The organism is Streptomyces sp. NPDC004647, from assembly GCF_040609575.1.
GTDB lineage: Bacteria > Actinomycetota > Actinomycetes > Streptomycetales > Streptomycetaceae > Streptomyces.
This window is the reverse complement of record NZ_JBEXKU010000036.1, coordinates 64,981-75,734: the sequence shown is the minus strand read 5'-3', so window position 1 is coordinate 75,734 and position 10,754 is coordinate 64,981. Positions and strand designations below refer to the sequence as shown.

At 72.3% G+C, this 10,754-nt stretch carries 9 protein-coding genes; 2 read left to right on the top strand and 7 right to left on the bottom strand.

Annotated features, from left to right (window positions below):
• Positions 1-117 precede the first annotated feature (117 nt).
• Both ABZW18_RS18025 and ABZW18_RS18020 read right to left on the bottom strand, forming a co-directional pair.
• Positions 118-993, bottom strand: coding sequence for an NAD(P)-dependent oxidoreductase (locus tag ABZW18_RS18025; protein ID WP_356188379.1), 876 nt, complete (start codon positions 991-993; stop codon positions 118-120).
• Positions 994-1,207: 214 nt separating this feature from the next.
• Positions 1,208-1,702, bottom strand: coding sequence for a DUF3145 domain-containing protein (locus ABZW18_RS18020; RefSeq protein ID WP_356188377.1), 495 nt, complete (start codon positions 1,700-1,702; stop codon positions 1,208-1,210).
• Between the two features lie 455 nt (positions 1,703-2,157).
• On the opposite strand from ABZW18_RS18020, the gene ABZW18_RS18015 reads away from it, so the two are divergent.
• Complete coding sequence (locus ABZW18_RS18015) at positions 2,158-3,096, top strand: SGNH/GDSL hydrolase family protein (RefSeq protein ID WP_356188375.1); 939 nt, start codon at positions 2,158-2,160, stop codon at positions 3,094-3,096.
• A gap of 157 nt (positions 3,097-3,253) precedes the next feature.
• Here the strand turns inward: ABZW18_RS18015 and ABZW18_RS18010 are convergent, their stop codons facing one another.
• Together ABZW18_RS18010 and ABZW18_RS18005 are read right to left on the bottom strand one after the other, a co-directional pair.
• Entirely contained in the window at positions 3,254-5,794 is a 2,541-nt protein-coding gene (locus ABZW18_RS18010; RefSeq protein ID WP_356188373.1) for a glycoside hydrolase family 3 C-terminal domain-containing protein, read from the bottom strand.
• Positions 5,795-5,864: 70 nt separating this feature from the next.
• Positions 5,865-6,293 carry a hypothetical protein gene (locus ABZW18_RS18005; protein ID WP_356188371.1) on the bottom strand — a complete coding sequence of 143 codons (429 nt, stop codon included), beginning with the start codon at positions 6,291-6,293 and terminating at the stop codon, positions 5,865-5,867.
• 272 nt (positions 6,294-6,565) lie between these two features.
• On the opposite strand from ABZW18_RS18005, the gene ABZW18_RS18000 reads away from it, so the two are divergent.
• Entirely contained in the window at positions 6,566-7,846 is a 1,281-nt protein-coding gene (locus ABZW18_RS18000; protein WP_356188369.1) for a pyroglutamyl peptidase, read from the top strand.
• A 330-nt stretch (positions 7,847-8,176) separates the two neighbouring features.
• Here the strand turns inward: ABZW18_RS18000 and ABZW18_RS17995 are convergent, their stop codons facing one another.
• From ABZW18_RS17995 to ABZW18_RS17985, 3 genes are all read right to left on the bottom strand, one after another.
• Positions 8,177-9,076 (bottom strand): EI24 domain-containing protein, encoded by a 900-nt coding sequence (locus ABZW18_RS17995; protein WP_356188367.1) that lies wholly within the window; start codon positions 9,074-9,076, stop codon positions 8,177-8,179.
• Between the two features lie 67 nt (positions 9,077-9,143).
• Positions 9,144-9,839: a hypothetical protein gene (locus ABZW18_RS17990; protein ID WP_356188365.1), complete on the bottom strand. Its 696-nt coding sequence runs from the start codon at positions 9,837-9,839 to the stop codon at positions 9,144-9,146.
• Positions 9,827-10,468 (bottom strand): sigma-70 family RNA polymerase sigma factor, encoded by a 642-nt coding sequence (locus tag ABZW18_RS17985; protein WP_356188363.1) that lies wholly within the window; start codon positions 10,466-10,468, stop codon positions 9,827-9,829. Before ABZW18_RS17985 ends, ABZW18_RS17990 begins: the two co-directional genes overlap by 13 nt.
• Between the last annotated feature and the right edge of the window lie 286 nt (positions 10,469-10,754).

The window sequence follows — 10,754 nt, the reverse complement described above, 5'->3', positions numbered from 1 at the left end:
GGGGGGGCCTCTCGCGCGGCCCCGTGTGCCCCCTTCTCGTTATTTTGGGGCGCGCCCGGCACGGCCCACCAGGACCGGGCGGGCCTCCTCGCGTCTCCCCCAGACCTCACTCAGCCGTCACTCGCCGAAGCTCGCGAAGTAGCTCGCGGCCATGTCCCGCGCACCGTGGCCCTGTTGCTCGGCCCGGCGGAGGCGTTCCGCGCCCGCCGCCGCCACATCCAGCATCACACCGGCCCGCTCAGCGGCCTCCACGATCAGCCGGGAGTCCTTGTGAGCCGTCGTGACGGTGAAGCTCGGTGTGTAGTCGCCGGTGAGGATGACCGCGGACTTGGCCCGGAGATAGCCGCAGTCCAGCGCACCGCCCGCGACGGCGTCGAGAAAGCCCTGCGGCTCGGCGCCCAGGCCCTCGGCCAGCGCCAGGGCCTCCGCGATGCCGTTGTTGAGGGCCAGCACCCAGCTGTTGCAGACGAGCTTGAGCCGGGTCGCGGCGCCGCTCGCGCCGTCCTCGGCGATCCAGACCGTACGGCTGCCGATCGCGTCGAAGACCGGCGCCAGGGTGGTGCGGGCCTCCCTTGGGCCCGCGGCGAGGACGGTCAGCTGCCCGTCCTCGGCCGGCTGCCGGGTGCCGAGCACGGGCGCGTCGACGAACAGCAGGTCGTGTTCGGCGGCGAAGGCGGCGAGCGGTTCGAGGGCGTCGAGACCGGCGGTGGTGGACTGGACCCATACGGTGCCGGGGACCAGCGCGGGGGCGGCCGCCCGCATCGTGCCGAGCGCGGCCGGGCCGTCGTACAGGATGGTCAGGACGGCATCGGCACCCTCGACCGCCGCGGCCGGGTCGTCCGCGATACGGGCGCCTTCGGCGGCGAGTGGCTCGGCCTTGTCACGGGTACGGTTCCAGACGCGGACGTCCAGCCCTGCGCGGCACAGGTTGCGGGCCATCGCGGCCCCCATGATCCCGGTGCCCAGCACTGCTACTGAGGTGTTGTCAGGCATGAGTGGCACGCTACGGCCTGGAGTCCGGTCGGAGCGATGACCTGCCCGGCAGCGCTCAGCCGTCCGGGGGCCGTCACGGCCCGGGGCACAGCGCCGGATCCGGTGTCCCGAGGACGGAGCCTCGGTCAGCCACAGAGACGCTCGGCCCGGCGCCGATCCGGCCGGCGTCGGTCCGTCAAGAAACGATCCGTCAGGAAGCTGGCGACGGACCGATTCAGACGACCTGGTGCAGCCAACGGACCGGCGCGCCCTCGCCCGCGTACCGGAACGGCTCCAGCTCATCGTCCCAGGGCTTGCCGAGAAGCTTGGAGATCTCGGCCTCGAGCTCGGTCTCACCCCGCCCGGCCCGCACGAGCGCGGCCCGCAGCCGGTCCTCGGGAATGAGAATGTCGCCGTGTATTCCGGTGACGGCGTGGAAGATGCCCAGCTCGGGGGTGGAGCTGTAGCGCTCGCCCTCGGCGGTGGGGCAGGGCTCCGCGGTCACCTCGAAGCGGAGCAGGTGCCAGCCGCGCAGCGCGGACGCCAGTTGGGATGCGGTGCCGGGCTCTCCCTGCCAGGAGAACTCGGCACGCCACGTCCCGGGCGAAGCGGGCTGCCTGATCCAGTCGAGACTGACGCGCACGCCGAGGACGCCCGCGACGGCCCATTCGACGTGCGGGCACAGCGCACGCGGTGCGGAGTGCACATAGAGAACTCCACGTGTCGTCACCCGGACCTCCAGTGTGGGACGAGGTTCGCCTTCCCCAGCGGCCTCGCGCCCGTACCGGTCGCATCCGGGACAGCACCTGACATTCTGCCCCAATAGTTACGTCTGCACCAGCTCCCGAGGTTACGTGCAGTAAACACCATGGGAGCAATTCTCCGTAAAAGGGACAGCAATGTGACGTGGTGTAATTTACCGGTGTTTGCCGGGAACGCACACTCTCCTCTGGGTCGACGGGCCGTCAGGTCGCTGCTCCCAAGGTGCAGCAGCCCGACTGCCACGGGAAAAGCTACCGTGCGGCACGGGCCCAGGGGTGACGTACCGTCGGTCCCGGGCGGATATCGGCGAAGCTTTCACCCGCGGGGACGTCACCCGACTACCGATCGGGGAACGCCCGAGCGGCCCAATACGTCCTCCAGACAGGAAACCGGACAGAAGGCCCACGGCTGGAAGGAGCTGGGATGCGGGACGGCCACCGGCGCGGATCCGTGAACCGCACCGGCCCGACGCGCGGTGCCAGGCCCGCCCTGGCCGTGCTCACAGCGGCGGCCGTCCTCACCGGGCTCGCCGGGGTGACGGGCTGTGACGAGCATTCCGACGAGGGCGGCCCGCCCGCAGCCAGGCGCCCGAGCCCCAGCGCCAGGCCCACTCCGGAGTGGGACACCAGCCCCGAATCGATCGCCGCCCTCGGTGACTCCATCTCCCGCGGCTTCGACGCCTGTGCCGTCCTCGCCGACTGCCCGGAGGTGTCCTGGTCCACGGGCACGGACCCGCGGGTGCGGAGTCTGTCGCAGCGGCTGCTGAAGAGCCCGGCGGGCCGCAGCTGGAACTACGCCCGCACCGGCGCACGGATGGCCGATCTGCCCGGCCAGGTGGCGACCGCGGTCCGGCGCAGGCCGGAGTTGGTGACCGTGACGCTGGGGGCGAACGACGCGTGCCGCGACAGCACGACCCTGATGACCCCGGCGGAGACGTTCCGCGCCGACTTCCGGACCGCGCTGAAGCGGCTGCGCCGCTCGCTGCCCAGGACGCAGGTGTATGTGTCGAGCGTCCCGGACCTGAAGCGGCTGTGGTCCGAGGGGCGGCGCAACCCGTTCGGCAAGCAGGTCTGGAGGCTCGGGATGTGCGCCTCGATGCTGAGCAAGCCGGATGCGATGGACCGGGCGTCGATGACCCGGCGTCAGCAGGTGTACGACCGGGTGGTGGCGTACAACACCGCTCTGCGGGACGTCTGCGGCAAGGACCCGCTGTGCCGGTACGACGACGGGGCCGTCTTCGGCTACCTCTTCACGGGCGAGCAGCTGAGCAAGTGGGACTGGTTCCACCCCAGCAGGAACGGCCAGCAGCGGCTGGCGGAGATGGCGTACCGCCGGATCACGGCCGACCAGCCGGTGGCGTAGGGGTAGTGGGTGGTAACGGCTGCTCGGCTGGTGTTGCTGATTGCTGCTGCTCGGTTGCTCTTGTTCGATGTACCGCTGCTCCTTCGCGCTGTGTGTGCAGCCGCGGCGGGCCCCGGGCGGTCGGCGGGTGCGCCCCGGGGCGGTTCCCTTTCGCGGGTCAGCCCTTGCACTCCAGGGTGGCGGTCACCCGGCGGTCGGCGTACGAGCGGCCCGCCTCGACCGCGTACGCACCGGGGACGAAGCGCCAGACGTCGGCCGCTTCGTCCCAGATCTCGAACGCCCGGCGCGGCAGGTCGATCCCGACCTCGGCGCTTTCGCCCGGCGCGGCCTCGACCGAGGCGAAGCCCGTGAGCCACCGGGCCGGGCGCTCGACCGCGTCCTCGGCAGGCGCCAGATAGAGCTGGACGACCTCACGGCCGGGGCGCGGGCCGGTGTTGCGGACGCGAACCGTGGCGGTGATCCCGGTGGACCCGGCCCCGGTGTCCCCAGCGGCCCCGGTGGTCCCGGTGTTGTCCCCAGCGGCCCCGGTGGGCCCGGTGAGCTCGATGTGCTCGTACTCCCAGGTGGTGTAGCCGAGGCCGTGGCCGAAGCAGTACGCGGGCGTGGCGCCGGCCTTCTCCCAGGCTCGGTAGCCGATGAACAAGCCCTCTTGATAAGGGAGTTCGCCGTCGGTCGGAGCGACCTGGGTCACCGGGGCGTCCGCGAGAGTCGCCGGCCAGGTGGTGGGCAGGCGGCCGCCCGGCTCCTCGGCGCCCAGCAGTACGTCCGCGAGTGCCGCGCCCGCCTCCTGGCCGGGGAACCAGCTGATGAGCACGGCGGCTACGTCCTCCCGCCACGGAAGCTCCACCGGGGCGCCCGAGTTGACCACGACGACGGTGCGCGGGTTGGCGGCGGCGACGCGGCGTACGAGCTCGTCCTGGCGGCCCGGCAGCTTCAGGTCGCTGCGGTCGAATCCCTCGCTCTCCACCCGCTCGGTGGTGGCGACCACCACGACAGCGGTGTCGGCGGCGGCAGCGGCGGCGGCCGCCTCCTCGATCAGTTCGTCGGGGTCGCGGACCGGCTCGCCGTGGACCAGGGCGCAGCCGACCGCCTCGACCGGGGCGCCCTCGAGCTTGGCGACGGTGTAGCTGAGGCAGACCTTGACGCTCTCCCCCGCCGTCAACTCGACCTCGCCGCGCGGTACCGGGGAGCCGAAGAAGGCTTCGAAGGGGTCGTCATGGGCGCAGTCCTGGACGCCGTCGAAGAGGAGCCGGCCGTCGACGGTGAATGTGAATCCGCCGAGTCCCTTGGTGCCGAAGGAATGGGCGCCGGTCTCCCTCGGGGTGAAGGTGCCGGTCAACTCGACGGTGTGCAGCGCCTCGTAGTCGACGCCTTCGGGCAGGTCGCCCATCCACTGCACCTGGCCGTTCGGCAGCGGCTCGCCGCCGAGCTCACGGCCCTTCGCGTCCCGGCAGACGGCGCGGAGAACGAACCCCTTTTCGGCGACGGCGAGTTCATCGCTCGGGTCGGCGCCGACGGCGTAATCGATCTCGACGCTGTCTGGGAGCGCGGCGCGCAGTCCGTCGAGCGGGGAGACGACATGGGCGGGGAAGACCTGGGCAGAGCCGCCGCCGAGGACGCGGGCGTCGCGGGCGGCGGCGCCGATGAGGGCGACCGTGCGGACCCGGGCCCGTTCGATCGGGAGGGCGCGCTTCCCGTCGGAGACGGGCTCGTTGCGTACGAGGACGAAGGCGCGGCGGGCGATCTCGCGGGCGAGCGCATCTCCGTCGACGGTCTCGGGGAGGTCGGCCGGGGCGACGGCGGCCGGGGCGCCGTCGAGGACGCCGACGCGGGCGGCGAGGCGCAGCACGTTCCGTACGGCGCCGTCGACGGCCGCCTCCTCGATCTCGCCCGCGCGGACGGCTGCGGCCAGGGCGTCGCCGTAGACGGTCTTCGGGCCGGGCATGGCCACGTCCAGGCCGCCGAGGATGCCGCCCGTGGTGGAGCGGGCGGCGAACCAGTCGGAGACGATGAAGCCGTCGAAGCCCCACTCGCCGCGCAGGATCTCGTTCTGGAGGTGACGGTGGGCGGTCATGGTGGTGCCGTTGACGGAGTTGTAGGCGGCCATGACGCCCCAGGGGCGGGCGCCGGTGACGATGGCCTCGAAGGGGGCGAGATAGAGCTCGCGCAGCGGGCGCGGGGCGACCTTGTTGTCGACGGTGAAGCGGTCGGTCTCGGCGTCGTTGGCGACGAAGTGCTTGACGGTGGTGCCGACTCCGCCTTCCTGTACGCCGCGTACGTAGCCGGTTCCGATCCGACCGGTGAGGTACGGGTCCTCGGAGTAGCACTCGAAGTGGCGGCCGCCGAGCGGGGAGCGGTGCAGGTTGACGGTCGGTGCGAGGAGGACGTGGACGCCCTTGCGGCGGGCCTCCTGGGCCAGGAGGTGCCCGGCCCGGCGGGCGAGGTCCGGATCCCAGGCGGCGGCGAGGGCCGTGGGGCTGGGCAGCGCGATGGACGGGTCTGCGGCGGTCCAGCGCACGCCGCGTACCCCGATCGGGCCGTCGGACATGACCAGCGACCTCAGTCCGATCTCGGGGAGGGCGGGCAGCGACCAGGTGTCCTGCCCGGCGAGCAGCCGGGCCTTGGCGTCCGGACCGAGCGCGTCGAGGGCGCGCTCGACCGCTCCCTCCACGGCGCGTGCGTTGTCCAGCGTGGTCATACGCCATTCCCTCCGGTTGGTCGGGCGAAGCGATGCGTGCGATGCGATGCGGCGTTGCGCTCGGTCCGGGCTACGGGTGACACGTGCGATGCCGACGAAGGCGACGAAGACCCCATGACGCCATGACGACTACGACGACAGCGACGTTGCCGACAGCGGCGACGATGTTGCCGACGACGGTGACGACGACGTCGAGCATCCTGGCGCGCGGGGCTGCGGAGCGGTAGGGGTCGCCGCTCGGGAGCTGGTCGGGAGCCGTCTGGGAGCCGTCTGGGAGCCGGTCGGTAGCCGGGAGCCGGTCGGCACCGGAGAGTTCACGCGCCACCACGCGTTGGTGCGCCGGAGCACGATCGCCGCTGTTACCGCTGCGAGTTCGGCGAGCGGCTGCCGGGGGCCCGCACACCGGACCGGGGTTCCGGCGGTCGCCTCCGCTCCACTCGGCGAAGTCCGCCCAGCGGACGGGGAAGACGGCCGTCTCGATCCCGGCCGGTCCCGGCACCGTACGGACAATAGGCCGTCCGCCCGAGCGCGACCGCCCCAACCCATTGCTGCGGAAGTCGGCCGTCTCGATCCTGCCGCGCCCGGCTCCGTACCGACCGAGGTTCCGTCCAGGGCGAGCGGCGGCGCCCCCGACTGATGCTGCGGCGGTCTGACAACCCGTCTCATTCCGATCACCGTGGACGCCCTCCTGGCAGCCGCCCGCTGCGGGCGGAATACTGCCGTCGCGATCTCGCGATGTGATCGGCGTCCGACTGCACGGAAGGATCCCGTATGAGACGGATATGCGCCCGGCTGGGCGTGCTCACGGCCACTCTGCTCGTCTGCACGCCCCTGACCACGGCGACATCGGCAGCCCCATCAGCCGGTGATGACGCCGCGGCGCCGCTCACCGTGGAGGAACGGCGGCTGGCGGGTGCCGTCCCGCAGGAGATCCTGCGGCGCAGCGGATTCGATGTGCCGGCAGCGGAGTTCGCCCGTCAGCTTGAGGGGGTGCGGACGTACGACCGGGCCGAACGGCTGGTCGACCGGACCGGTGGCCGGCTGTGGCAGCGGGCCGTCGATCGCGTACAGGGGCGGGGGCCGGCGGGCGGCGATCTCAGCCGGGACGACGACCGGCCGCTGTACTGGGCCCGGCTCGGCATGAGCAAGGCGCTGCGCGAGTGGCGGCCCGACTTCCCGCTGCCGGAGTCCCTGCGCTCGGCTCTGCTCGCCCGTCTGGAGCGCACTTCGCGCGGCCAGGACTCCATCGATCTGCCCGCGGGGCAGCGGATCAAGCGGGTCGTGGTCACGGGCTTCGACCCGTTCCAGCTGGACGCGGATGTCCGCCGCAGCAATCCGTCGGGGGCGGCAGCGCTCGCCCTGGACGGCACCACGGTCCGTACGGAGTCGGGCCAGGCCCGGATCGAGACGGCCGTCTTCCCCGTCCGCTGGGCGGACTTCGCCGACGGGACCGTCGAACACGCGCTGCTCCCGCACTTCCGGCGCGGCCCGCACCGTGCCGACATGTTCACCACGATCAGCCAGGGCCGGGCCGGCCGGTTCGATGTGGAGCGGTTCAACGGAGCCTGGCGCGGCGGCTATCCGGACAACGCGAACGAGTCGCGTACGGAGACCGTGCCGGTCCCCGCCGGTGTCCCGACCGTCCACCCGCAGCCGCAGTGGACCACGACCAGCCTTCCGTACGAGAAGATCGTCGCGGCGGACACCGGTGACTTCCCGGTGTACGACAACACCGCCGTCACCGAGATCCCGGCGGGTGCGTCGGAGCCGGTGAACCGCCCCGACGGTCCGACCTCCGGTTCCACGGCCCGCGCGGGCGGGGGCGGCAACTATCTGTCCAACGAGATCGCGTACCGCGCGACGCTGCTGCGCGACGCGGTGCGTCTCGATGTTCCCGGGGGCCATCTGCACACCCCCGTCCTGCAGTTCGGAGCGGGCAACACCGATCCGGCCACGGGCACGGTCACCGATCCGGACTTCGTCCGCAACCGGCTGGCGATCACTGCCCAGGTGCGGGCGGTCGTCGAGCTCACGGCCGGCACGCTGCGCTGAGGCGCGTTGCGGAGCAGCGCCGTCCGCCGCGCTGGGCGGGTACACGGCGTCCGGTGCCGGTGGCGCCGGACGCCGGTGGCGGAGGCGCCGGGACGTCGGAGGCGGTGGAGCCCGGACGTCGGTGGCGGTGACGGCCCGGACGTCGGTGGCGGTGGAGCCCGGACGTCGGTGGCGGTGGAGCCCGGACGTCGGTGGCTGTGACGGCGACGACAGACGTCCAGGACACCAGGGGCCGTGACGGCGACGGCAGATGTGCAGGAACGCCGGTGACGGTCAGAGGTGGAGGTCTCCGGTAGCGGGTAGCGCCCAGCGGCGGAGCGTTCCGGGAATCTAGTGGGACCAGTCCCGGGCGGCAGGGCGGTCAGCCTTCGTCAGCGAGGCCGGCCTGCCGCTCGCGCCGTCCGTACGGCCCGCGCCGCGTGAACCGCCCGCGCCGTACGAACCGCCCGCCGCTTCCGCGTCGTCCGCCCCGCCCGCGCTGTCGTCGGGCGCCTCCGGGGGCAGGAGGTCCCGCGCCATCAGGGTCGCCCCCGCCACCGCGCCCGGCATCAGGAAGACCGCCACCAGGGGCAGCAGGAAGAGCAGCACCAGGGGAACACCGAAGCCGAGGGCCAGCATCCGGCGGCCGCGGAGCATGGCGAGTCGCTCCGGCAGCCGGACGCCGCGGCGCTGGAGAGCGACGGCCGTCAGCTCCTCGGCCAGGAAGAAGCCGGTGACACAGAAGCCGAGGACCGGGATCACGGTCTGGCCGACGAGGGGGAGGAAGCCGAGTGCGAAGAGCAGCACTCCGTAGAGAGCCACGCGCGCCAGTACCGCCAGGCTCTCGCGAGCGGAGATCAACAGCTCGCGCCAGAGCGGGAGTCCGGACTCGGGAGCGGTGCCGTCCTGCGAGATGTCGACCTGCTCGGAGAGCGACTCGTAGAAGGGCTGGCCGACCAGCAGGGTCACGGCGGTGAAGGAGACGACCGCGAAGAGCAGTCCGACGGCGAACAGCAGTGCGGTGAGGAAGCCGCGGATGAGGCCGGGCCAGGGGGAGGACCAGTCGTCGGCGAAGGGCGTGGCCCAGACGGTCAGGTCGTCCGCCCAGAAGCCGAGGCCGACGAGCGCCGCGCCGTACAGGACCAGGGTGATGAGCCCGGGCAGCAGCCCGAAGCCCCACCAGCGGCCGTGCTGGGCCACCCAGCGCTGGCCCTTCATGAAGTAGCCGAAGCCCGATCCAAGATCACGCATGGTGGGCAGCTTAGTGGCAATGGCACCGGCCCAACCAGCCCCTCAAGATCCTGACCTGCGTATACGGTTACGGGAATTGAGCCTGGTCGGCGCCGTGCCCGGGGAAGCGGGCCGTGGCGACGACGGAGCCGTCGGCGCCGACCAGCCGGGCCCCGGAGATGGTGTCGCGGTCCACGGGGGCGGGGACGCCCCAGTAGCCGTATCCGTCCTTGAGCGTGAACGAGCCGACGGCGACCGTGCTGCCGTCCGTACGCTCCAGCTCGCATGTGATCTTTCCGCCTCCCCCGTAGAGGTTGACGGACATGTAGAGCCAGCCGGGCGAGCCGGGGTGTGCGTAGACCTGCCCGACGCGATGTCCGTCGGTGGTGAAGTCGGCTGCCATCAAGGAGGTTTGCCGCTCGGCGGAGGAGGAGGTGGGAGCGTCTTCGATGGCGGTGCCGACCGCCCAGCCGCCGAAGCCGAAGGCCAGCCCGATGCCGGCAGCGGCTGCCGCTGTCCGGAGCCTGCGGGTGCGACGGTGCCGCCCCCGTCCTCGCGGGGTCAGCCGGTTCACCACGCGCCTCTCGAAGCCGACGGGCGGCTCGGTGTCGGGCAGGAGCGCGAGCAGGCCGTCTCCGACAGCGGTCAGCCGGCCGATGTACTCCCGGCAGTCGGGGCACCGCTCCAGATGGGCGAACACCGCGCCCCGCTCCTGTGCGGGGAGGATGCCGAGCGCCAGTTCCGCGCCGAGGTCCCTCAGCTCCTCGCAGGTCAGGTTGCCCATGGCCGGCTCGTTTCGGCGCCCCCGCCTCGGTGGCCGGCCTGGCGGTCGTCCTGGTGGTCGTCCTTGGTCACCGCCCCGAGGGCGGTGCGCAACTTCCCCATCGCCACGCGGATCCGTGTCTTGGCCGTGCCCAGGGGGATCTGCTCGAGCTCCGCGACCTGCCGGGCGGTCATCCCGTAGATCCCGGCCATCACCACGGCACGCGCCTGCTCACGCGGCAGCTCGGCCACCGCGGCCCGCAGCCGGGAGGCGGCCTCGTCGGTGAGAGCCAGCTGCTCGGGTGTCTCGGTCGCGATGTCGAGCAGGGCGTCGAGGTCTTCCGGAGCTACGGGGGTGGGCCTGCGGGCCCGGACCGTGTCGATCGCCAGATGGTGCGCGATCGAGGTGAGCCAGGTCTTCACCGAGCCGCGCCGGGGGTCGTACATCTGCGCGTGCCGCCAGGCGCGCTCGAAGGTCTGCTGAGCGATGTCCTCGGCGAGCTGGGAGTCACCGACAACCGCGATGGCGACGCCGTAGACCGTGCCCTGGAAGCGGCGCACGAATGCGACGGCGATCTCGGGGTCGCCGGTCGTGAGCCCGTCCAGCAGCGTCTCGTCCGCCGCCCGTCCGAGCGGAAGACCCATCCTCATGTCAGTGCATACGGTCGGGTCCGCCGAAGGGATTTGCGGGGCGGACGCACGGTGTTCCGAGCGGGTATGCGGTCGCGGGCATACGGTGCCATGAGCGTCACCTCCCTCCCATTCTCCTCCCGTCCGGTCAGGTCGTACCGCCGGGCAGGATCGTCGTGCTGGGCGGGATCGCCCCGCCGGGCGGCCTCGTCCTGCTGGGCAGGCGCGGGCCTTCGGGGAGGCGCGTGTCCGGACAGGCTCGTCCGCCCGGCCAATCCGTCGGCGCGGCCGATCCGTATGCACTGCA